We start from the raw sequence: 19054 nt of genomic DNA on the forward strand, positions 1-19054 counted from the left end.
ATTTACCTTGCCAACCTGCAAAATCTTTGCTATGCCATAAGCATAATCCACTCCCAAGACCAGGCTAAATATGAAACACGTAATTTTGGGCACGGCCGGGCATATTGATCACGGCAAAACATCCCTTATCAAGGTACTTAGCGGCATTGACACCGACCGGCTCAAGGAAGAAAAGGAGCGCGGCATCACCATAGAGTTGGGATTTGCCCATCTCACCCTGCCCGGCGGCCAAAAACTGGGTATCGTCGATGTCCCAGGGCACGAACGCTTTGTCAAAAACATGGTGGCCGGGGCCAGCGGTATCGATATAGTGGCCCTGATTATAGCGGCTGATGAAGGGGTCATGCCCCAGACAAGGGAACATCTGGAGATATGTCAGATCCTTAACGTCAAGAGCGGTGTGGTAGTGTTGACTAAAAAGGATATGGTGGATGAAGAATGGCTGGAACTGGTGCGGGATGACGTAAGCAAATTTCTCAAGGGAACCTTCCTGGAAGAAGCGCCAATTGTGGTCGTTTCTTCACTAACCGGGGATGGGTTGTCGGAGTTGACCGGAGCGCTCGAATCCCTGGCCGCCGGGGTGATGGAAAAACCGACCAGCGGGCCTTTTCGCCTGCCTATAGACCGTGTCTTTACCATCAAAGGCTTTGGCACCGTGGTTACGGGCGCGTCCATTTCAGGTAGAATAAGCACCGGAGACAGCGTTACCATCTATCCCCGTGCGCTGCCGGCCAGGATACGCGGCCTCCAGGTACATAACCAGGAAGTGCGCGAGGCTAAGGCCGGGCTTCGTACGGCTATAAACCTTCAGGGCATAGAAAAGGAAACCATTGAGAGAGGAGACGTCCTGGCTACGGCAAACAGCCTGGAAAACTCCTACCTGCTGGATGTCAGCCTTTACTACTTGCCGAGCGTTTCTAAGCCATTAAAAAATAGCGCCCGGGTGCGGTTCCATACCGGAACATGCGAGATCGCCGCCAGAGTAACCCTGCTGGACCGTGATGAACTAAAGCCGGGAGAAAAGACCTATGCCCAGTTAAGACTGCTTAAAAAAGCAGCCGTCTTGCCTGGAGATCGCTACGTGCTGCGCAGCTATTCACCGACGCGTACTATTGGCGGGGGAGAAATATTACATCCTGTCCCCAAACGGCATAAACGCTTCATCGAAGCCACTCTTTCGGATTTAAAGATCCTGGAGGCCGGAAGCCCGGAAGAGATCGTTCTTTTACATGTAAACAAGGCGGAGGCGCAAGGGCTGACGCGCAGGCAGCTAGCTCTTCTTGGCGGATTAAATGAACAGGATTTGGCCAGTACAATCCACAAACTAACCAAGAGCGGGGATATTCTGCTCTTCAATCAGGAAAACCAGGCCTTTGTGGCCTCCGGAGTCTATGAGGGAGCCAGGGAAAATGTCCTTGGCATCCTGCAAGATTACCACAAACGTAATCCGCTTCTCTTTGGCATCCCGAAGGAAGAGCTGAGAAGCAAACTTTCTTCCGAGATGGATCCAAGGTTATTCTCCTTTTTAATAAACGATCTGGTTCAATCCAAAAGGCTTGTGGCCGAAAAGGAACTCCTGCGCCTGCCCGGTCATAAAGTAGATTTGCAGGTGGATGAAAAGGGCCTGAAGGATAAGATAGAAAAGATATACCTTAAAGCGGGATGGGAGCCGCCCTCGCGTAGCGCGGTATCAGAGCTTCTGGGGAAAGACGGCGCCCAGTCCGGGAAATTTATTGACCTTCTCATCCGGGAAAATATATTGATAAAGGTGAAGGAAGACCTCTGCTTCCATAACAAGCCCTTAATTGACCTTAGAGACCGCATCGTAGATTTTCTCAGAAAACACCAGGAGATAACCCCGGCCCAGTTCAAAGAGGTGACCAACCTTTCACGCAAGTACATGATACCCCTCCTGGAATACTTTGATGCCGCGAAGGTCACTATTCGGGTGGGGGATAAACGGGTGCTGCGGGAAAAGAAATAGCCAGGGGGAGAAGAGTTTCCGGACAGACACCAGCCAAGAGGAAAAGACAGTTTGGCCCCGCGTTACACGGAAAGCCTTTTCCCGGGGAGGCCGCCCGGATTTTTTGAGTCGTCATGTGACACGTCTATGAAATTTCTGCATGGTAGCTCTGCAGAGACCGCACCTGGCCGTGACCCTTCCGGCGCTTGGCAATCCCTCTGGCTGCGGCCAGAGCTGCGGCCAGAGTAGTAATGTAGGGCACCTTGTACTTTATGGCGGCCTTACGAATATAGGAGTCGTCGTGTTTGCTCAGCTTGCCGCTAGGGGTGTTGATCACTAGCTGGATCTCTTCGTTCTTAATGGTATCAACGATGTTGGGACGTCCTTCATGCATCTTATTGATAGGCTCGGATTGGATTCCCTTCGCGGCTAAAAAGGCCTGGGTTCCGGCGGTAGCCCTGATTCTGAACCCAAGCTTGCTAAACTGGCGGGCCACCTCCAGCACTGCCGGCCGATCGTTTTCCGAGACGGTAATCAAGACGGTTCCCTCGGAAGGCAGCAACTGCTGGGCGGCTTCCTGGGCCTTGTAAAAGGCGAGCCCAAAAGAGTCCGCCAGTCCCAATACCTCTCCGGTGGACCGCATTTCCGGACCAAGTAGCGGGTCAACCTCAGGGAACATGTTAAACGGAAAGACTGCTTCCTTAACGCCGTAATGCGGAATCGACTGCCGCTTGAGATTCAAATCGGAAAGTTTTTTACCCAGAAGTATCTGGGTGGCCAGGCGCACCATGGAAATGTTGCATACCTTTGAGACCAGGGGAACGGTCCGGGAGGCCCGCGGGTTCGCCTCAAGAACGTAAACGGTATCATTGGCTATGGCATACTGGATATTCATCAGACCGACCACCCGAAGCTCCAGGGCTATTCTTCTTGTATATTCGTAGATGGTGTCGAGGTGTTTGGCTGGTATGCTGATAGGTGGAATCACGCAGGCGGAGTCGCCGGAGTGGATACCAGCCAGCTCGATGTGTTCCATAACCGCGGGGACAAAAGCGTTTGAGCCATCAGCGATGGCGTCTGCCTCGACCTCGATAGCATTTTCCAGAAACTTATCAATCAAAATGGGCCGCTCTGGTGAAATATCTACGGCCGCGGAAACATAATGGGTGAGCATCTCCTCGTCGTGGATCACCTGCATGGCGCGTCCGCCCAGGACATAGGATGGCCGCACCATCAGCGGATAGCCGATCTGTTTGGCCACGGCCAGGGCCTCTTCCGGGTTGCTGGCCATGCCGGATTCAGGCTCCGGTATGCCTATCTTGGTCATCATCTGGCGGAAGCGGTCCCGGTCCTCAGCCAGGTCAATGGCCTCCGGCGAGGTACCGATGATTTTAACGCCTGCCTGGGCCAGCTCATTGGCAATGTTGAGCGGAGTCTGGCCGCCGAACTGTACGATTACCCCTTCCGGTTTCTCCTTCTCATAGATACTCAGGACATCCTCTACCGTGAGCGGCTCAAAGTAAAGCTTGTCTGAGGTGTCGTAGTCCGTAGAGACGGTCTCGGGATTACAGTTGACCATGATAGACTCATAGCCTTCGTCGCGCAGGGCAAGGGCGGCATGAACGCAGCAGTAATCAAATTCAATCCCCTGGCCGATCCGGTTGGGTCCCCCGCCCAGGACCATTATCTTACGCCTTTTGCTGGTCACGACCTTATCGGGGGCATTGTAGGTGGAAAAATAGTAAGCCGCATTTTCCACACCACTCACGGGCAGGGAGTCCCAGGCCTCAACTATCCCGGCTTGGGTACGCTGCCGCCTGATCTCTGCCTCTGGAATACCGAGAATCTGCGACAGGTAGCGATCGGAAAATCCATCCTTTTTTGCCTGTCGCAAAAGTTCCTCCGGCAGGTCCTTTCCCTTATAGCGCAGGATTTGCTCTTCCATCTCTACCAGTTCTTTCATCTGCCGGATAAACCAGGGTTTTATATAGGTCTTGGCATAGAGATCCTCTACTGTAGCGCCCTTCCGCAGCGCCTCGTACATGATAAACTGGCGCTCACTGGACGGCTCGGCCAGGGTCTCCATGAGTTCCGGCAGAGAATGTTTATGAAAGTCCTTAGCAAAACCGAGTCCATAACGGCTGGTTTCCAGGGAACGGATGGCCTTCTGTAATGCTTCTTTGTAATTCTTTCCGATGCTCATGACTTCGCCCACGGCCCGCATCTGGGTGCCGAGTTTATCTTCGACGCCCTCAAACTTTTCGAAGGCCCAGCGTGCGAATTTCACAACCACGTAGTCGCCGGATGGGGTATATTTATCAAGCGTCCCCTCCCGCCAGTAAGGGATCTCATCCAGGCTAATACCGACGGCCAGCATGGAAGAGATGAGGGCAATGGGGAAGCCGGTAGCCTTGGAGGCCAGGGCAGAAGACCGGGAAGTCCTGGGGTTAATCTCGATTACTACCACCCGGCTGGTCTTGGGATCATGGGCAAACTGGATATTGGTCCCTCCGATCACCCGGATGGCCTCGACAATGTCATAGGAATATTTCTGCAGGCGCTTCTGCAGGGCAGGATCGATGGTGAGCATGGGGGCGACACAGAATGAGTCTCCGGTGTGGACGCCCATGGCATCCACGTTTTCGATAAAACAGACGGTGATCATCTGGTTCTTGGCATCGCGGACGACCTCAAGCTCCAGTTCCTCCCATCCCAGGACGGACTCTTCTACCAGCACCTGCCCCACGAGACTGGCTGATATACCGCGGCTGACTATAATGCGTAGTTCTTCTACATTATAGACCAGGCCGCCTCCCGTACCCCCTAAGGTGTAAGCAGGACGGATGACCACCGGGTAGCCGAGATCATTAGCTATGGCCTCAGCCTCCTTCACAGTGAAGGCAGGTGCGCTTCTTGGCATTTCGATACCCAGCCTGTCCATGGTTTCCTTGAAGGCAATCCGGTCTTCGCCGCGTTTAATGGCCTCTACCTCTACACCGATTACTTTTACACCGTATTTCTCAAGTACGCCCGCATGCGCCAGTTCAGAGCAGAGGTTTAGACCAGTCTGGCCGCCCAGATTAGGCAGCAGGGCGTCAGGCCGTTCTTTCTCAATGATTTCTACCAGACTCTGGAGATTAAGCGGCTCAATATAGGTGAAGTCGGCCGTGCCCGGGTCGGTCATGATGGTAGCCGGGTTGGAATTAACCAGTACTATCTCATAACCAAATTTGCGCAACGCCTTGCAGGCCTGGGTGCCGGAATAATCAAATTCACAGGCCTGACCGATGACAATAGGCCCGGAACCGATGATCATTACCTTTTTGATGTCCTCACGTCTTGGCATGGTATCTCCTTTAAATCCATCGCGTATGCAAGAAACAACGGATTAGGCGTTGCTTCCGACTGCCGGGAATATAGGAAAGCCCCGGTCGTGTGTCAAGTTAAAAACATACACGCGTTTTTGCTTTTTCTGCTGCTAAAGCTCGGGGAAAAAAGTTCGACACTAACCTGCCCGTCTTAAGAGAGCTTTCCGGAAAACCTTCCATTTAGGAGATAACCAGAGAAGTGGAATCTGTTTTTGGCAAAGACCCAGTATTGGCAATGCCGGAGTCCAGGAGTATGGCAAAATCCCCTACCTCCTGAGGGATTTCATGGGCTATTACGGCCAGGGATGTCCCAATTCCAAGAGGTATGGAAATCATAAAAGCGGTGGCAATGACGATGCCGTCCATGAAGTTGTGAAAGGCGTCTCCAATCAGGATTAAGTAACCAGCCGCGCTGTGGACATCGCATTGCGGATCATGACAATGCCGCCAGATAACTATTTTTTCGAGGAGGAAAAAAAATAAGAGACCTATTAGGGCATATCTCAAGACAAGGGCCGGGCTGAGCATGGTCATGGCCTTGGGCAGCATACCCAGAAAGGCGGCACCTAGTAAGGTGCCTATGGCATAACTTAAAATGTAAGGAATTACCTTCTTGACCTTGCTACCGAGCAACATGAGAATGGACGCCCCGGCGATAGCGCCTATACTGCCCGCGAAACTGAATATGATGATGTAAGTCAAGATCATTGTTAGAGCGTCCTGCGCATAAGAATCTCGGCTGGCCTGTATGGACGTATCTTCATAACCTCCTGTTGATCGGCTGGATTGTCTTCCGCGCCAGGCCGGCCAGAATTTCCACCGCATCTTCTAAGGTCAGGTCTTTAATTTTAGGCAACTTGAGCAGCATAGGGAGGTTGACGCCGGTTACGATGCCTATCCTGCCTTCATCCAGGAGTGAACGCGCCAGATTAGTAGGGGTTCCCCCCAGTATGTCGGTCAGGATGAGCACCCCTCCTCCACAGTCAAGCCTGGCTATCTGGTCTCTCAAGGCCACCCTGAGCGCAGAACTGTTACCCGCTGAAAATGGTACAGAAAAAGCCGCCATCACGGGCAGCTTATGGCCCATAATATGAGTAGCCACGCGGATCATTTCCTCGCCTAAATGCCCATGCGTGGCCACTATGACACTGAACCCATCCATATCGATCTTAACCCGGGATAGAATCGACCTTGAAAATGCTAACCTTCATGGCTACAGACTTTCAAAGATTTCTCTTATGGTATCCAGGACTATCATGTTATTTTCAGAGGTGGAGGTTGCAAACCTTAAAAAATTATTCCCCAGCCCTTCCTGATGAAGGGGCCTTATGTGGATGTTTTTTTCTCTTAAAACCTTAGCAAATTCATCTGCGCTCATATGGGGGATCTTACCCAGAAAGAAGTAGGTCTCTGTAGGGTACGTCGTAATGCCTACATTCTGTAATGATTTTGCAAAATCTTTGGTCAGGTCTTTTAGCACTACAACTCTGGCATTAATTTTATCCAAATGTTCAAGGGATGCCATTGCCGCAGCCTCGGCAGTCCTTGCCAGCGGATAGGCATCATTATAATTATTCAGATAGCGTATCAATTCGTTATCTGCGATGGCATAGCCTACTCTAAAACCCGCCAAACTAAATGCCTTTGAGAACGTACGAGTTACAATAACATTTTTGTATTCAAGGATCAGATCTGCCGCTGTATTGCTTCCGAACTCAATGAATGCCTCATCGATTAAGAACATGGTATCAGGATGTCTTTCGATAAGCGAAAGATTCTCCTTTATATTAAAGACGGTGCCGGTAGGATTATTCGGGTTGACGATTACTGCCACAGTTGTATCTTTCGGTATTTCAAGGCCTTTCATATTAAAAAGGAAATCTTCCTTTTCAGCCAAAAAAGTACAAGTCTTTTTCTCTGCAATTTCCTCGAAAAGATAATAGGTGGGAGAGATTAAATGCGCCCTCCGGCCATAAAGTAAAAACAATTGGCGGAGTATAAGTTCAGAGCCTGCATTTATGTGGATATTTTCCACAGGAACCTTAACATAGTCTGATATTCTCTCTTTCAGCTTCCATGAATAGGGTTCTGTATAGTGATTGCCCAGACGGATCTCTTTCCTGGCCGCCTCTATGGCTTCATCTATGGGGGGAAGAGGGTTTTCGCAGAGGGCCAAATTTATACCCTCAAGAGGAAACCCTCCTTTTTCTAGCCTGCTTTTCTTCATAAGATCTCACCCGCAAAGTCAGCCTTAATGCCTTCTTCCAGGGCTTCGTTATCATAGACAATAGTAATCTTCATATCGGAGCCTGTTCAAAATTTTTTCTTAGTTTTTCTTCACCATACAGACTCCCAAACAAACCTGGACATAAATTTGTTATAATCCCAAGGTCCGTTAATCAATACATACTGCCGGACTTATTTAGTATGGTGCGCTTTAGTGTCTTCCAGGCCTGCATACATAAGGCAAAGAATCCACCTACCAAACCGGCGCTACCGGCTCCAACCGGGCAACCAACCCGCCCGCAAAAGGGACATACAGCGAACATCGCATACAATCCTGAAAAGGCAAGTCCCCAACGGAGAAAGCGAAATAATGGACCAAGAAGCGTGTGCATTCTGGCAGCATTGGCCTTGGTTATCCTTCGCAATAATTTTGTGTCTTTACTTGTAAGCCTTAGCATAATGATCTGGTCCTGGGTTTCGCGGCATTTTCAAAAGACTAAAGTGAAACCAACATTGTGTTTTTATCCTATAAGGGTTAAAAGAGAATGTAGCTGTGAAGACTATTGTGTCCGGTCTTATGAGAAGCTATCTTGCAAAATTTAAAACCCGAAAAAGGCCCTTTCTGTCTTTTCAGATAGAGCCCACCTCCAGGTGTCAGCTTAAATGTGTAATGTGCCCGAAAACTACTTTCCAGGATGAATGGGTAGCGGGCGATATGCCTCTTCCTGTCTTTGAAAAGATAAGCAGATACTTTCACCTGGTCAGGGATGTTCACCTCCAGGGGTGGGGAGAACCACTGCTCTACCCCGAATTACTTGCCATGGTTCGTATGGCCAGGGCCAAGGGTTGCCAGGTGAGTTTGACCACAAATGGGGTCCTTCTAACCCCTGACAGATCAGAAACACTAATCAAGGAAGGTCTTGACATAATTGCCATTTCTTTGGCCGGGGCATCGAAAGACGCTCACGAGGCGATACGGTGCGGCTCACATTTTGATACCCTGCTTACTAACGTAAAAACCCTCGCCCAGCTTAAGGCAAAACTAAAATCAAAGACCCCCAAGGTGGTATTCTCCTACCTGATGACCAAGACAAATATCGAAGAACTGGCAGATGCCGTGCGTCTGGCGCGAGAAATAGGCGTAAACGAACTGGTAGCCAACAACCTTGACTATTGCCCAACTGAAGTCCAGGACGATCTAAGAGTCTTTTCCTGCCACGGGACTGATAGCAGATTGCAAAGAATCTTGGAAGAAGCAGAAAAAGAAGCGCGGGGAATAAAGCTACCCTTTCGCTGTTACCCACTCGAGATGGAAGAGGTCATCATGTGTGAACTCAATCCCTTGCACATCGTGTTTTTTTCTCATGATGGCAGTGTCTCGCCTTGCGTGTATCTCAACCTGCCCAAGTCGGAATCAATACCCAGAATCTTCTGCGGCTCATATCACGAAATACCGAGGATATGCTTTGGTAATGTGGCCAAGAAAGACTTTATAGAAATATGGAACAGCCCCGAATATACGGAATTCAGAAAAGTTTATCAAAACAGGCTCGATGTATTCGAAAAGACTTATGGCCATATAGGCCCTTTTACAACAGACCGGCATGAACTGGAGGAGGCTGAAAAGATACTGAAAAACGGTCTGTCCCGAAATCCTCTGCCGGGAGGATGCCGTACCTGTTATAAGGCGTATGGCATCTGAGCATCAATTTAAATTTCCAATACCTTGCCCGCCCCACAGTCAAGACATTTCTCAGGATAGAGACGCCTTATTTCCGACTTAAACTGGGTACAGTGACAAGGACAGACCAGTTTTAGATCCCTAAGGAGATCGAGTTCTCTGAACCCATGCAGACCTCCGATGAGGGCATCGACCTTTCCGAAGCTTGATGCGGCCTGAAGGATGGCTCTCACCCCGGGGTGGGAGCAACCGGTAACCACGACCAGACCCTCTCTGGCCCTGACCACAAGAGATTGCTCTATGCCTTCGAGCTCACCAGTGGAAAATACGTTTTCATGGATTTGAACAGGGCCGGTAATGCTGATCACCTTACCCGCACCAGGAGGCTTAGGACAGGAATTGGGAATGTAAACCTTGACTTCTTTATTGAGCTTAAGCAAATCCAAAAGTCCCCCGATATGGTCCCAGTGGGCGTGGGAAATGAAGACCTCGGGAATTGCGCAAGGGTCGATGTTGAGCCTTTCCAGATTATGGAGAAGAATCGAGCCGCTCGCCCCGGTGTCGAAGAGAATCCGCTGGCCATTTTCTGGTTCTATGAGGCAGGAGAAGCCCCAGTCAGCTTTGAGGCCTTCCCGCAAGGCTTCGTTATCATAAACAATGATGATCTTCATACTATTACTCCAGCAATTAAATACCCAAATACTGTCATTCCCGCGAAAGCGGGAATCCAGCAAGGAACTGGATGCCGGATCAAGCCTGTCCTCAACTTGATTGGGGATCCGGCATGACATTTTTTATGTATTTGCCTGCCGGAGTAATAAAGCGGCCCGATTTAATAATTGTGGGTGCCGACTACCACCTTTTTATTCATCTTCTTTTCGATCATCTCCTTTAGACGGTCGATATTTATAGGGCAGGCAGCAGTGGTCGTGGCTTTTACTATACAAGTCCCTAAGTGTACGGTATCAAAGTCACGCCCATATTGTTTGGCCACATCACTGATGAGGGCTAACTTGGGCATAGCCAGTCCCGGACAGTCTCCGCAATCACCCATGGCCACTATATCCAATTCTTCGTCCTTGTAGCGCGCGAATTCTCCTTCTCTGGCCTGCATGGCCTTGAAACACTTAATACACGATACGCAGGTGATGTCTTTGATTTTCTTACAAGAAAGAATCGCTATTTTTGCCATTTTTTCTCCCTCCTCTTTTAAAGTTACTCATCTGTTCAAGGATGTGTGATAGAATTGACTACTTCTTCTATCCTCTCATAAGGCACGGCCGTTATCTCTACACCTGCATCGGTCAGGGGATAACCGGCACCCTTGCCCTCTAAGCTGCTTTTACTTAACACCACATCCACCCCCTTTTGAATAAGCCACTTGCTGGTCATTATCCCCTTCCTCTTTTCTTCCTGGGAGTAAGGATTAGACACTATCTCTTCATTAAAAATATCGTTATCTTTTGCGGTAATCAATGCAAAAAAGGGTGAACTGCCGAAATGGATACATATCGAGGCCTTATCTTTCTCCAGGGGTATGGCATAGGTGACCGTGTCCTTCTCCTCGGGTTCGTAGTGTATGAGAACCCGGTCCACCTGCGGGATACTTTCTTTGACCCTGGTCTCAATGTTTTTGCTCACATAGTGCGCTTTTTCCAGACTGCGGACCTTTAGCGTTAGAACCATCTCGATGAATTTGTAGCGTCCGGAGCTTCGGCCCCGAAGTTCCTTTATCTCCCGAACATGAGGATCTTGCGACGTAATGGTTTTCACTCTGTCCAATGTGGTAAAGTCCACCGAAGCATCCAGCAGGACCCGGATGGCATCTACAAAGATACGCCATCCTGAACGTCCTATAAAAAAAGCGACTATAACTGTCATAATCCGATCCAGAGAAAGGTAAAAGTAACTTCCTATGAGACCACCAATAATGACCAGATATGAAAACAAATCTGCCTTGAGCTGCTGGGCATCCGCTATCAGACTGGGAGATCCCGTTTCTTCTCCCTGACGAAGCTCATAACGGGAAAAGGCATAGATGGCAGTCATGATAAACAGGTAGCTCCCTATAGACAAAGGCACATGGGTAAGTATCATCTCCCCATCCTGCATTATGGCCGTTTTTACGACCTCAAACCCGGCCCCGAAAATAAGCAGGGAAATTACCAGCGAGATCAGATTTTCGACCTTATAAAGGCCGTAAGGAAAGGCGCGGGATTTACGCTTTGATAGCCGAATACCAATAAAAACAGCAAACGAAGAAATAACGTCGGCAAAAGAATGGACCGCGTCTGCGATCAGGGCCATACTACCGGAAAGGGTCCCCAGCAAATACTTGAAGCCTACCAGAAAGACGCTAAGGACAATAGAGTAACAGGCTAATTTTTCGCTCTTTTCAAACCTCATTGTCCGGGCGATAGCGCCGCTCCCCTCTTCGTGCATGCTACCTAGAAAATCTTTTTAAATTCCCCCTATTCCCCCTTTCAAAGGGGGGATATTGTTAGTCCCCTCTTTGGGAAAGAGGGGACAAGGGATGAGAGATGTATTTAATGATCACACACATTCAGGCCGGACACAAGGCTATTGCTTAAGTACTGCTGTACCAGCTCTTCCGGGGATGAAGCCGGCGCGCCGGTGATGACCTTAATCCCTCTTTCGGTAAACAGCGTTAAGGCTCTCTGACCCATGCCGCCGGCGATTATGACGTTAACATCCATCTCACCCAGCCATCTGGGCAACACGCCCGGCTCATGGGGCGGCGGGATGACCAACGATTTGCTTACAATCTTGTTATCCTGGATATCCAGGATGGCAAATTTGTCACAGTGACCGAAATGGGTGCAGAGCTTATTGTCAACAACCGGCAATGCTATTTTCATACTTCATACCTCCAAGACCTAAAAATTTTTAGATAGTTTCCATCCTATTTATTATCCTTCCCCACATTCCACGCACCATCTCCGAAAGCCCGTTTGGGGAGTACTCGATAATCGTCTTTTCTGCTATCATCGCCTCTGTAAAAATCGGGTCGTAGGGAATTTTGCCCACGAGTTCAAAGCCCTCCTGAACACAATACTTCTCAATACGATCCGCCACATCCAAATTAATGTCGAACTTGTTGATACAAACCATGGCTGGAATCTTGAAATATTTGGTTAGTTCGCCTACACGCTCCAGATCATGTACTCCGGAGACGGTCGGCTCGGTGACGACCAGCACCGCTGAGGCCCCGGTGGTGGCGGCGATGACCGGGCAGCCGATACCCGGAGGTCCGTCTATGAGAATCATATCCAGGCCGCGCTCTTCACCCAGTTTCTCCGCTTGCCGTCTTATCGTGGTAATCAACTTGCCGGAATTCTCCTCGGCAATGCCCAGCTTCGCATGGACAAAAGGCCCAAGCCTGGTCTCCGAAACGAACCATTCTCCACAAATGTTTTCCGGAAATTCTATGGCCTGAACCGGGCAAAAATGCACACAGACCCCGCAGCCTTCGCAACTAAACTCATCTATCACATAGTCTTTACTTATGGCCTTAAACTGGCATAATTCTATGCATTGACCGCAGGCTGTGCATAAATCAGGATTAATTACCGCTTTCCGTCCGCCCTTGAACTCCTCATGGGTTTTTATCTCCGGTTTAAGGATCAGGTGCAGATCCGCAGCGTCCACATCGCCGTCCACAATAACCTTGTTTACTGCCAGACTGGCAAAGGCCGCTACCAGGCTGGTCTTCCCGGTCCCTCCCTTGCCGCTGATTATGGTCAGTTCCTTCATGCGTTTCCCCACCTATTTCCGTTAAGTATGTCTTCTATTTTCTGGTACAGTCCCCTGAATTTTTCCTTCCATTCCGGCATGACATCCACTATCATCTGGCCTCGTGAATAGGCCTCTGCAATCTTTCGGTCCATAGGTATTTCCAGGAGAAGCGGGATATTTTCTCTGGCCAGATATGATTGCACACAAACATCACCGTTACCCGCACGATTGAGCACCACCCCAAGTGGTATCTTGAGCGCCCGTACGGCCTCTACTGCCAATATAAGATCATTCAGGCCGAAAGGCGTAGGCTCCGTCACCAGAAGGGCAAAATCAGCACCCTTTAAGGCAGCGATCACCGGGCAGGATGTACCGGGCGGGGCATCAATAATATTTATTTGCCTCTTATCTATCCTCTCTTTAACCGCCCTGATCAGGGGTGGAGACATGGCCTCTCCGATGCGCAGACGGCCATGTATAAATTCTACCTGCCCCGCCCGGCCCTGTTCAATAACGCCCAGTTCCCGACTTGACTCCTGTACCGCTTTCTCCGGGCAGACAAAGAGGCAGCCGCGGCAACTGTGGCACAGCTCAGGGAAGGTGAGTACATAATCCTTCAGCACGGCAATCGCATTGAATTGGCAGATCTCGCCACACTTTCCGCAATAGGTGCACTTAGTAAAATCTATTTCCGGAACAAAAGTGTTAACTGCGGTCCTTTCATTGATAATCGGCTTTAGAAAGAGATGAGCGTTAGGCTCCTCCACATCGCAGTCAAAAAACCTTACCCGCTTATCCAATGATACTGCCAGGTTTACTCCCACGGTAGTCTTTCCTGTGCCACCCTTGCCGCTGGCTATACTGATTACCATCTCAGGTCCTTACTCCTTTCCTTTTTCTAACTCGGCGATACGTTTTTCAATCTGGTTTAATTCCCCTCGCAAACATTCAGCCTCTGCCCGCAGGTCGCTCATCTCCTCCGCGGGGGTTGGCTCTCTCCATCCCGGAGCCGGGCCATAGTAACCGCGCCGCGCTCCGGAAAAGCCGAAGCCTCGACCACTACCCCAGCCGCGACCGAAACCAAACGGTCGGCCATATCCGCGGCCGCAAGGCCCCATGCCTCTACCGGTCATAGGCCCCATACCCATCGGACCTGTACCATCAAATCCCGGCATCCTCCTCACCTCCTTTCTTTTTTCGGAGTATTATCAATAACTCAACCACAGAGGACACAGAGAAAATAAAATATCAATAAATTATAACAGATGTTAGCTTCTCCCCTCTGTGCTCTCCTAATATTCGTATTGGTGGTCTCAAAATACATCCGGACCTGTTTTGGAGAGCACAGAGGTTCAATGAACACCCAGCGAACTGGTTTTTTTCTAATTTCTTTTTATTTCTTGAAAATTTTCTCTTTCCTCAGTGCGCTCTGTGGTTTGTTTTTCATAGAACTTTCAAAATTTCCTTGTCATTTGACTGCCGCAATTTGGGCATTTGATTGTATTACAGGGCACGCCCGGCTGATGGGGAGCCGTCCGCCCGCAGCTCGGGCAGACACACTCTCCGCCTGGCCCCAGGCCACGGCCGCCGCCCCGCCCTAAACCTCTTCCGGTGCCCGGCCCCTTTCCTGCCGGTCCGGTTCCATCTCCCATAGGCATATCTTACCTCCTTTAGCGCCAGTGTCCTTCGACATTGGGACTGGCCGCATATGAAATTTCGCCTTTTTTGAATTTTTCGACCGCCTCTCGAACTGTTCCTGCCACATTAACCGCCACGTTTATCTTGGCTGCCTGCAGGGTCATAAAGGCCTTCGGCCCGCAATGGCCGGTAATGAGCAGGCCAGCGCCCTCTTCCGCTACGGTCCGCGCCGCCTGGATACCGGCGCCCTGCATGGCTTCGATATTTTGCGTGTTATCCACAGCCTTAATTTCCATGGTTTCGGGGTCAACTATAATAAAATATGCCGCCCGGCCAAACCGCGGGTCAATCTCATCATCTAATTCTTTACCTTTTGCACTAATTGCTATCTTCACACCCGTTCACCTCCTCTTTTCTTTACCGTTCTACATTTATAGTTGAAATTGCATACCTCATATCCTGCCTCTCCGGCGGCACCTGCCCCGTCCTCTGCCCGGCCCCCCGCCGTCTGCCCAATCATGATCTTGGAGCGCCTTGAGAATGTTTTTACCCCGGCACTTCGGGCACTCAACCGGCCCCTCGGTATCGTATGGCATAACCCATTCGTTCGTACAGTCCGAACACAAAAAATATCTTTGCATCATTTCCACAGCTCCGCCCTCGATTTTAAGCGCCTTGGCATTCACGATGGCATCCGCAATCTTCTTGTGGGCAGATTCGATGATATTGCCGAAGGTCTGCCGGGAAATATTCATCCGCTTGGCGGCCTCTTCCTGATACAGCCCCTCTAAATCAGCTAACCGGATAGCCTCAAATTCATCCACCGTAAGGTTGACTTGTTCCAGGGCAAATACTGGAATTCCCGCAGGCTTGAAGTAAGCCGCGCGGGGAGCGCCACAAACCCGTCTGCATTTAAAAGGTCGCGGCATGATTGTCTCTCTTAATTATTAGCATATGCCAATAATATAGCACAAAAAATTCCCCTGTCAATAAAATTGGCAGGGGAACGTCGATGACCCCATAAAAAGTCAAGAAATCTATAGTATCAGGCTGCCCACCAGAGATTTTATGTCTTTAAGGTCATGCCTGGCCAGGTATTCTTCTATCCCGGAGATAATCTCCATGGTGGCCCTGGGATTGACAAAGTTGGCCGTTCCGACCTGGACCGCCGAGGCCCCGGCAAGGAGAAACTCCAGGGCATCGGCTGCGGTCATAATGCCGCCGCAGCCGATTACCGGGATATTCACCGCGCCGGCTACCTGCCAGACCATACGCAGGGCAACGGGTTTAATGGCCGGCCCGGAGAGGCCGCCGGTGACATTATGAAGCTTGGGGCGTCTTGCCTCAACATCAATAGCCATGCCCGTGAGGGTGTTGATGAGGGAAACGGCATCTGCCCCGGCCTCTTCCACGGCGCGGGCTATGCTCACGATGTCCGTCACATTAGGACTGAGCTTGATAATTATTGGAAGCCGCACTGCCGCCCGTACCGCCCTGGTAACCCGCGCTGCGGCCTTGTAGTCTGTCCCAAAGACTACGCCGCCTTTCTTCACATTGGGGCAGGAGATATTGACTTCCAGGGCCGCTATCCCCTCGACGTTGCTCAGCCTTTCCGCCAGTTTTCGATATTCTTTAATGTCTTGTCCCAGGATGTTGACGATAACCGGGACAGAAAGCTTGCGTAAAAATGGAAGCTTGTCTGCGATGAAATTCTCGACCCCTACATTTTGCAGGCCGATAGCGTTGAGCAGTCCGCAAGGCGTCTCTACAGTACGCGGCGGCATATTCCCCGGACGAGGGTTAAGAGAAAGACCCTTGACGATTATCCCGCCCAGACGGTTAAGATCAACCAGGCCGGCATATTCCTGGCCATAACCAAAGGTGCCCGAGGCAGTAAGCACCGGGTTTTGCAGCCTAAGGAGGCCGATCCGGACCGAAAGGTCGGGGTTCGTCTTTTTCATTTCCAGGCTACCTCATAAGCATCAAAGACCGGGCCTTCCTTGCAGACCCGGACTAAATCGCCGTTTTTCATCTCGGCCACGCAGCCCAGGCAGGCGCCAAGTCCGCAGGCCATAAAGCTCTCTAAGGAGACTTGACAGGAAAGGCCGTACTGCATAGCCAGAGATGCGACGGCATGGAGCATGGGATAGGGTCCGCAGCTATAGATAACGGGCCTTAAGGCAGCAACTCTGTTTGTAAGCAACCCCGTAACCAGCCCTCTCTTACCCGCCGAGCCATCTTCCGTGGTCACCTGCACTTGAAGCCCCATAGCCTTTAGCTCTTCCACGCAAAGGAGTTCTGTTTTGTTTCGGGCGCCGATGAGTGCAGAAGTCTTGTCTCCTACGCCATTTTTGGCGATGATTTGAGCAAGAAAAAACAGGGGGGCAATACCCATACCGCCGGCCACAAGAAGGGACGGGGACTCCTCTCGCCAGGAAAAACCACAGCCGAGAGGGCCTACAATATCCAGACCTTCGCCGCTTCTGAGAGTAGTAAGTATGTTCGTACCTTTGCCCACTACGCGGTAGAGAATATCTACAGTCCTGGAACCATGAACGGCATGTATGGAAAAGGGGCGGCGAAGGAGCGGGTCTAGGGTCTGTCCAATACGCAGCATGAGGAATTGACCGGGACCGGCAGCCCCGGCCAAGGCCGGCGCCTCTATGCGCAACCTATAGACACCGGGCGCCGCGAGCCGGTTTTCTAAAACAGTGGCTGTGCCTTGCTCCATCTTGCTCCTGGCCCCGTGTACTATAGACTAAAAGACTCCGTTAGACAATGCTACTACCGTACCAAAACGGCCGGTAATCTTTTCCCCACGATACGAAAAGAACTCATCCTGCCGGCACTTTGTGCATATTCCGGCCATTTCAATGTGCTCTGAAAGAATACCGGCTGAAAGCAACTGGTCGCGGCTTATAGCCCAGAGGTCAAAATGATCAGGCCTTACCTCATATCGCCAGAGTGAAGGGGGGAACTCCTGCTGAAAATTTTTAAACTCGGCGCAGCATGGGCCCAGAGAAGGACTGATACAGGCCAGGATGTCCTGCGGCCTGCTCCCGAATGCCTCTGCCATGGTCTGAACAGTGTGACCGATAATATCCAGGACATTTCCCCGCCAGCCGCAGTGCACGTTGCCGATGGCTTTGTGCCCGGGGTCGTAGAGGATTATGGCCTGGCAATCGGCCTGCTTTATCATTAAGGCCACGTCCGTGAGATGAGTGAACAAGGCATCAAATCCCTGCGGTTCATACTCGCTCTCGGGAGGGTGATCTATAATCCTGACGCCGTTCTTATGCACTTGATGCGCCGAGACCAGATGGGCGGCCCCGATTATTGCTGTTATTTTTTTTCTATTTTTCTGAACCAGGGCTGCGTCATCTCCGGTGTGATAACTGACATTCAAACTATCAAAGGGAACCGGGCTCATCCCCCCCCGGCGGGTGAATACAGCGTGGCTGACTTCAGGAAAGTTGCTCAGGAGGTCAAACTGATAGAATTCTACAGGGCCGGCAGCGGTCTTTTGCATGTTCTCTATTTATCGGCATTTATACTGTCATTTGCAAGACCGGCAAACGCTTGAACGTTTACACGCTCGTTGCAACGTTATCAGCGTTTATACTGCTATTCACCGGGACTGTCAAGAAGGCCGCCCGTTTGGCGAGAACTGTTGACAAATGCCCGGCGAAAGATATAAGTAGCTACTAAATAGTGCTCATCCGGAAACTACTGTTTCCGGCTTCACGCTTTCAGCGGTCAGCGATTAGCTGTCAGCAAAAATCTAAGACAAACAACACATTAAGCTGAACGCTGATAGCTGAGTGCTGATCGCTCATCCGGAATTTTCGGGTTCCCGGATGGGAACTAAGTAAGATAGTTCTCGGATGGAGGAAATATGAAGATCTCGAGTATTATGGTAGCTATAGACTTTTCCGAATGTTCGGCCTCGGCGTTCAGGTATGCCCTGGACCTGGCTGTACTTTTTCCGGCCAAGGTAATCTTACTTAATGTAATTGATACCCGGCATATCGAACGCATTGCTGAATTTACCGGCGCGCCATTAAAAGAAATCCGGGAAAAGATGATGCGCAGTGCAAAAACAGCGCTCAAAGATTTTATCAAAAAGTGGAATAACACCAAGGCGTCCTGTACCGCGGAAGTGGCCGCAGGCGTCCCATTCCACGAGATTGCCCTTAAAGCCAGGAAAGACAAGGTTGACTTGATCGTTATGGGCGGATATGGCCAGCATGGTAAGGGAGGACAGATAGACGAGATATTTTTCGGCAGTACTGCCGAAAAGGTAGTGCGTCTGTTGCCGTGTCCGGTCCTCTGCGTCCCGCAGATTTAATTTCTTCATCGCCCGGGCAAGAGATGAAAAGAGGGCGGCTTATATGTGGAACAAGCTATTTACCTGTCTGCGTG

General features: G+C 50.5%; 19 protein-coding genes. 3 read left to right on the top strand and 16 right to left on the bottom strand.

From position 1 onward, the window contains the following. Positions 1 to 70: 70 nt before the first annotated feature. The gene (gene selB, locus RDU59_02030; GenBank protein MDQ7837253.1) at positions 71 to 1984 is read left to right on the top strand and encodes a selenocysteine-specific translation elongation factor; all 1914 of its coding nucleotides are present in this window, start codon (positions 71 to 73) and stop codon (positions 1982 to 1984) included. Positions 1985 to 2108: 124 nt separating this feature from the next. Here the strand turns inward: selB and carB are convergent, their stop codons facing one another. From carB to RDU59_02050, 4 genes are all read right to left on the bottom strand, one after another. Next, complete coding sequence (gene carB / locus RDU59_02035; protein ID MDQ7837254.1) at positions 2109 to 5309, bottom strand: carbamoyl-phosphate synthase large subunit; 3201 nt, start codon at positions 5307 to 5309, stop codon at positions 2109 to 2111. A gap of 202 nt (positions 5310 to 5511) precedes the next feature. Then, the gene (locus RDU59_02040) at positions 5512 to 6039 is read right to left on the bottom strand and encodes a ZIP family metal transporter (protein ID MDQ7837255.1); all 528 of its coding nucleotides are present in this window, start codon (positions 6037 to 6039) and stop codon (positions 5512 to 5514) included. Between the two features lie 52 nt (positions 6040 to 6091). Further along, on the bottom strand, positions 6092 to 6493 hold the full coding sequence (locus RDU59_02045) for a PTS fructose transporter subunit IIA (GenBank protein MDQ7837256.1): 402 nt from the start codon (positions 6491 to 6493) through the stop codon (positions 6092 to 6094). A 51-nt stretch (positions 6494 to 6544) separates the two neighbouring features. Then, complete coding sequence (locus RDU59_02050) at positions 6545 to 7558, bottom strand: histidinol-phosphate transaminase (GenBank protein MDQ7837257.1); 1014 nt, start codon at positions 7556 to 7558, stop codon at positions 6545 to 6547. Between the two features lie 552 nt (positions 7559 to 8110). Here RDU59_02050 and RDU59_02055 point away from each other — a divergent pair. Next, the gene (locus RDU59_02055; GenBank protein ID MDQ7837258.1) at positions 8111 to 9259 is read left to right on the top strand and encodes a radical SAM protein; all 1149 of its coding nucleotides are present in this window, start codon (positions 8111 to 8113) and stop codon (positions 9257 to 9259) included. A gap of 8 nt (positions 9260 to 9267) precedes the next feature. Here RDU59_02055 and RDU59_02060 read toward each other — a convergent pair whose 3' ends face one another. The 12 genes from RDU59_02060 to pgeF all read right to left on the bottom strand — a co-directional run bounded on the left by RDU59_02060 (position 9268) and on the right by pgeF (position 18161). Further along, positions 9268 to 9909 (bottom strand): MBL fold metallo-hydrolase, encoded by a 642-nt coding sequence (locus RDU59_02060; GenBank protein MDQ7837259.1) that lies wholly within the window; start codon positions 9907 to 9909, stop codon positions 9268 to 9270. 161 nt (positions 9910 to 10070) lie between these two features. After that, on the bottom strand, positions 10071 to 10430 hold the full coding sequence (locus RDU59_02065; protein MDQ7837260.1) for a CGGC domain-containing protein: 360 nt from the start codon (positions 10428 to 10430) through the stop codon (positions 10071 to 10073). A gap of 35 nt (positions 10431 to 10465) precedes the next feature. Further along, positions 10466 to 11680 carry a cation diffusion facilitator family transporter gene (locus RDU59_02070; GenBank protein ID MDQ7837261.1) on the bottom strand — a complete coding sequence of 405 codons (1215 nt, stop codon included), beginning with the start codon at positions 11678 to 11680 and terminating at the stop codon, positions 10466 to 10468. Positions 11681 to 11784: 104 nt separating this feature from the next. Further along, positions 11785 to 12117, bottom strand: coding sequence for a NifB/NifX family molybdenum-iron cluster-binding protein (locus RDU59_02075; GenBank protein MDQ7837262.1), 333 nt, complete (start codon positions 12115 to 12117; stop codon positions 11785 to 11787). 28 nt (positions 12118 to 12145) lie between these two features. Continuing rightward, a complete protein-coding gene (locus tag RDU59_02080; protein ID MDQ7837263.1) occupies positions 12146 to 13012 on the bottom strand; it encodes a 4Fe-4S binding protein in 867 nt (288 codons plus the stop codon). Next, the gene (locus tag RDU59_02085) at positions 13009 to 13866 is read right to left on the bottom strand and encodes an ATP-binding protein (GenBank protein ID MDQ7837264.1); all 858 of its coding nucleotides are present in this window, start codon (positions 13864 to 13866) and stop codon (positions 13009 to 13011) included. The genes RDU59_02080 and RDU59_02085 overlap by 4 nt, the downstream gene beginning before the upstream one ends. A gap of 9 nt (positions 13867 to 13875) precedes the next feature. After that, positions 13876 to 14169: a DUF5320 domain-containing protein gene (locus RDU59_02090; protein MDQ7837265.1), complete on the bottom strand. Its 294-nt coding sequence runs from the start codon at positions 14167 to 14169 to the stop codon at positions 13876 to 13878. Positions 14170 to 14664: 495 nt separating this feature from the next. Further along, a complete protein-coding gene (locus RDU59_02095; GenBank protein ID MDQ7837266.1) occupies positions 14665 to 15027 on the bottom strand; it encodes a NifB/NifX family molybdenum-iron cluster-binding protein in 363 nt (120 codons plus the stop codon). Positions 15028 to 15084: 57 nt separating this feature from the next. Continuing rightward, complete coding sequence (locus tag RDU59_02100; protein ID MDQ7837267.1) at positions 15085 to 15561, bottom strand: DUF134 domain-containing protein; 477 nt, start codon at positions 15559 to 15561, stop codon at positions 15085 to 15087. A gap of 108 nt (positions 15562 to 15669) precedes the next feature. Further along, complete coding sequence (locus RDU59_02105; protein MDQ7837268.1) at positions 15670 to 16593, bottom strand: dihydroorotate dehydrogenase; 924 nt, start codon at positions 16591 to 16593, stop codon at positions 15670 to 15672. Continuing rightward, positions 16590 to 17363 carry a dihydroorotate dehydrogenase electron transfer subunit gene (locus tag RDU59_02110; protein MDQ7837269.1) on the bottom strand — a complete coding sequence of 258 codons (774 nt, stop codon included), beginning with the start codon at positions 17361 to 17363 and terminating at the stop codon, positions 16590 to 16592. Before RDU59_02110 ends, RDU59_02105 begins: the two co-directional genes overlap by 4 nt. A 27-nt stretch (positions 17364 to 17390) precedes the next feature. After that, complete coding sequence (pgeF, locus tag RDU59_02115; protein ID MDQ7837270.1) at positions 17391 to 18161, bottom strand: peptidoglycan editing factor PgeF; 771 nt, start codon at positions 18159 to 18161, stop codon at positions 17391 to 17393. A 366-nt stretch (positions 18162 to 18527) separates the two neighbouring features. Between pgeF and RDU59_02120 the strand changes: the two genes are divergently transcribed. Beyond that, positions 18528 to 18980: a universal stress protein gene (locus tag RDU59_02120; GenBank protein MDQ7837271.1), complete on the top strand. Its 453-nt coding sequence runs from the start codon at positions 18528 to 18530 to the stop codon at positions 18978 to 18980. Positions 18981 to 19054 lie beyond the last annotated feature (74 nt).

Source organism: Thermodesulfobacteriota bacterium, assembly GCA_031082315.1.
Lineage (GTDB): Bacteria > Desulfobacterota > QYQD01 > QYQD01 > QYQD01 > QYQD01.

Bases quoted from the DNA above. Each gene is read 5' to 3' on its own strand.
- RDU59_02090 (MDQ7837265.1), bottom strand. From the start codon at position 14,169: ATGCCGGGATTTGATGGTACAGGTCCGATGGGTATGGGGCCTATGACC.
- RDU59_02070 (MDQ7837261.1), bottom strand. From the start codon at position 11,680: ATGCACGAAGAGGGGAGCGGCGCTATCGCCCGGACAATGAGGTTTGAA.
- carB (MDQ7837254.1), bottom strand. From the start codon at position 5,309: ATGCCAAGACGTGAGGACATCAAAAAGGTAATGATCATCGGTTCCGGG.
- RDU59_02065 (MDQ7837260.1), bottom strand. From the start codon at position 10,430: ATGGCAAAAATAGCGATTCTTTCTTGTAAGAAAATCAAAGACATCACC.
- RDU59_02060 (MDQ7837259.1), bottom strand. From the start codon at position 9,909: ATGAAGATCATCATTGTTTATGATAACGAAGCCTTGCGGGAAGGCCTC.
- RDU59_02080 (MDQ7837263.1), bottom strand. From the start codon at position 13,012: ATGAAGGAACTGACCATAATCAGCGGCAAGGGAGGGACCGGGAAGACC.
- RDU59_02120 (MDQ7837271.1), top strand. From the start codon at position 18,528: ATGAAGATCTCGAGTATTATGGTAGCTATAGACTTTTCCGAATGTTCG.
- RDU59_02105 (MDQ7837268.1), bottom strand. From the start codon at position 16,593: ATGAAAAAGACGAACCCCGACCTTTCGGTCCGGATCGGCCTCCTTAGG.
- RDU59_02050 (MDQ7837257.1), bottom strand. From the start codon at position 7,558: ATGAAGAAAAGCAGGCTAGAAAAAGGAGGGTTTCCTCTTGAGGGTATA.
- RDU59_02110 (MDQ7837269.1), bottom strand. From the start codon at position 17,363: ATGGAGCAAGGCACAGCCACTGTTTTAGAAAACCGGCTCGCGGCGCCC.
- RDU59_02075 (MDQ7837262.1), bottom strand. From the start codon at position 12,117: ATGAAAATAGCATTGCCGGTTGTTGACAATAAGCTCTGCACCCATTTC.
- RDU59_02040 (MDQ7837255.1), bottom strand. From the start codon at position 6,039: ATGATCTTGACTTACATCATCATATTCAGTTTCGCGGGCAGTATAGGC.
- pgeF (MDQ7837270.1), bottom strand. From the start codon at position 18,161: ATGCAAAAGACCGCTGCCGGCCCTGTAGAATTCTATCAGTTTGACCTC.
- RDU59_02100 (MDQ7837267.1), bottom strand. From the start codon at position 15,561: ATGCCGCGACCTTTTAAATGCAGACGGGTTTGTGGCGCTCCCCGCGCG.
- RDU59_02085 (MDQ7837264.1), bottom strand. From the start codon at position 13,866: ATGGTAATCAGTATAGCCAGCGGCAAGGGTGGCACAGGAAAGACTACC.
- selB (MDQ7837253.1), top strand. From the start codon at position 71: ATGAAACACGTAATTTTGGGCACGGCCGGGCATATTGATCACGGCAAA.
- RDU59_02045 (MDQ7837256.1), bottom strand. From the start codon at position 6,493: ATGGATGGGTTCAGTGTCATAGTGGCCACGCATGGGCATTTAGGCGAG.